Here is a 2,530-nt window from a genome sequence, read left to right on the forward strand (position 1 = left end):
ATCAATAACGCAGTATAAATCGCTTTTAAACCAACCCGTTGGGCGTTTCACAGGCACTTACTCTCATCGTTGTTACTTCTTAAAAGGGACTGCCATTCTTGCAAAGTAACGCCTTGATATTAAGCCCCTGTGAAACGCTGAATTCTGTATCTTGAGGTGGCTTGGGTATATACGTGATTCTTTTAATGATTAATATTAGCTGATGCAATGCAGTGAGTGTGTTAGCATTTAAGTATTATGATTGCGCATGCAAAACGCTCCAAGCTCAGGACTAAAAATATGAAAAGCCAACAGCAAGATCCTATTTATACTCAAATTTCTCAAATAAAAGATGCCGTTGCAGAGGTTTTAGAACACGCGAAAAAACTCGGTGCTACTGGCGCTGAAGCGGCGATGTCGAGCACCTCAGGTTTATCAGTTAGTACCCGCATGGGTGAAGTCGAGACCATTGAATTTAACCAAGATGGTGGGCTGGGGATCAGTGTGTACGTTGGTAATCACAAAGGCTCTGCGTCAACAGCTGATTTAAACCCCAAAACACTGCGTACAGTGGTAGAGAAAGCCATTGATATCGCCAAGTTTACTTCAGATGATCCACATAATGGCGTAGCCGATAAAGACCTACTTGAATTTGCTCCGCTTGATTTGGATTTATACCACCCGTGGGATGTCAGCCCTGAGCAGGGCATTGAATTGTGTCATGCTGCAGAGCAAGCGGCGCTAAATGCCGATGCACGTATTGTTAATTCAGATGGCGCCAGTTTTTCATCGCATCAAGGTTTACGTGTGTATGGTAATAGCCATGGTCTTATCACAGGTTACCCGCGTACTCGCCACAGCATTAGTACTATGGTGATTGGTAAAGATGGTGAGCAAATGCAGCGAGATTCAGCTTATACCGTAGCGCGAGACCAAGCTGGTTTGAAAGATGCTGCGGCAGTAGGTTTAGAGGCTGCGAGTGAAACTCTTGCTAAGCTCAATAGCAAAAAATTAGGTACCATGAAAGTCCCAGTTGTTTTTCGTGCAGATATAGCTAATTCATTGTTTGGTCACTTGGTGTCTGCAATAGGTGGTGGTGCGCTGTATCGTAAATCGAGCTTTTTGTTGGATAGCCTTGGCACGCAAGTATTTAATAAGTGCGTTAATATTTCAGAGCGCCCGCATATTTTTAAAGGTTTAGCGTCTTCACCATTCGATAGTGAAGGGGTAAAAACTATCGACCGTGAAATCATTCAAGGCGGTGATCTGCAAACTTACTTATTAGCGAGCTACGCAGCCCGAAAAATGAATATGACACCTACCGGTCATGCTGGTGGTATTCATAACTGGTTAGTTGAACAAACTCATGCTGATTTAGCTGCGCTGTTAAAAACAATGGGCACCGGTTTATTGGTCACTGAGTTAATGGGCCAAGGCGTTAATACTGTAACGGGTGATTACTCGCGTGGTGCTGCCGGTTTTTGGGTTGAGAATGGCGAAATACAATACCCTGTAAGCGAAATTACCATCGCTGGTAAACTGCAAGATATGTTTAAAGGCATTAGCGGCATAGGCGGTGACATAGAGCGCCGTGGTGGAATTCAGACCGGTTCGGTATTGATTGAACAAATGCAGATTGCGGGAAGCTAGGTTTAAGCTATAAGTTTTAAGTCATAAGTCTTAAGCTATAAGTTTTAATTTGCGCAGGCGCGGCTTTATGCCGCGCTGTTTTATTTAGACGTTAGATGGAGCTAGTCTCTGCCTTTAGCCTTTAGCCTTTAACCTAGTACCTTTCACTTATTAAATCTTTTATAAAAAACACTTTACCTCAACTTTGCTTGAGGTTTTATTGTGGCTTTAATTACTTAAATAAAGGAATTTAATTATGTATTTAGAGCACGTAAATTTGGTAGTCGATGATGTTGAAGCTATGCTGCACTTTTATAAGGCGGCTTTTCCGTACTGGTCCATCAGAAGCCAAGGCGAAGGGGAGTGGCACGGTAAACCACGAAAATGGTTGCACTTTGGCGATGATTTTCAGTATTTAGCATTGAGTGATCATGGTGAACAACACAACCGTGACTTAACCGGACATCAAGTTGGCTTAGCGCACTTTGCTTATGTTACGAATAATATTGCTGCAGTAATTTCGCGTTTAGAAAGCGCTGGTTACAGTATTGATAAGCCAGGTGCGGTAAATCCATTTCGTAAAAATGTGTATTTTATTGACCCTGCAGGGTTTGAAATAGAGTTTGTTGAATATTTAAGTGACATTCCTAGTGAGCGTAATAATGATTTATAACATTAGTTTCGCGTCAGCAAGCTTAACGCCTACGGGTGTTAACGGTAATCTCAGTGTTTAATTACTCACTGTAGGCGAGTGGCTTGCCACCGCGATATTCAATATTGTTTCGGTGTTTTTGCGTCAGCAAGCTTAACGCCTACGGGTGTTAACGGTAATCTCAGTGTTTAATTACTCACTTGTAGGCGAGTGGCTTGCCACCGCGATATTCAATATTGTTTCGGTGTTTTTGCGTCAGCAAGCTTAACG

At 42.6% G+C, this 2,530-nt stretch carries 2 protein-coding genes; both read left to right on the forward strand.

The genetic code is table 11. From position 1 onward, the window contains the following. Positions 1-279 precede the first annotated feature (279 nt). A complete protein-coding gene (gene pmbA, locus H5232_RS16735; protein ID WP_182760560.1) occupies positions 280-1,629 on the forward strand; it encodes a metalloprotease PmbA in 1,350 nt (449 codons plus the stop codon). A gap of 235 nt (positions 1,630-1,864) precedes the next feature. Beyond that, positions 1,865-2,281 (forward strand): VOC family protein, encoded by a 417-nt coding sequence (locus H5232_RS16740; protein WP_149980586.1) that lies wholly within the window; start codon positions 1,865-1,867, stop codon positions 2,279-2,281. Positions 2,282-2,530 lie beyond the last annotated feature (249 nt).

Origin of the sequence: Pseudoalteromonas sp. SG41-5, assembly GCF_014164495.1 — a bacterium.
Lineage (GTDB): Bacteria > Pseudomonadota > Gammaproteobacteria > Enterobacterales > Alteromonadaceae > Pseudoalteromonas > Pseudoalteromonas rhizosphaerae.

Excerpts from the sequence above, each read along its gene's own strand:
- H5232_RS16740 (WP_149980586.1), top strand. The coding sequence starts at position 1,865 with ATGTATTTAGAGCACGTAAATTTGGTAGTCGATGATGTTGAAGCTATG.
- pmbA (WP_182760560.1), top strand. The coding sequence starts at position 280 with ATGAAAAGCCAACAGCAAGATCCTATTTATACTCAAATTTCTCAAATA.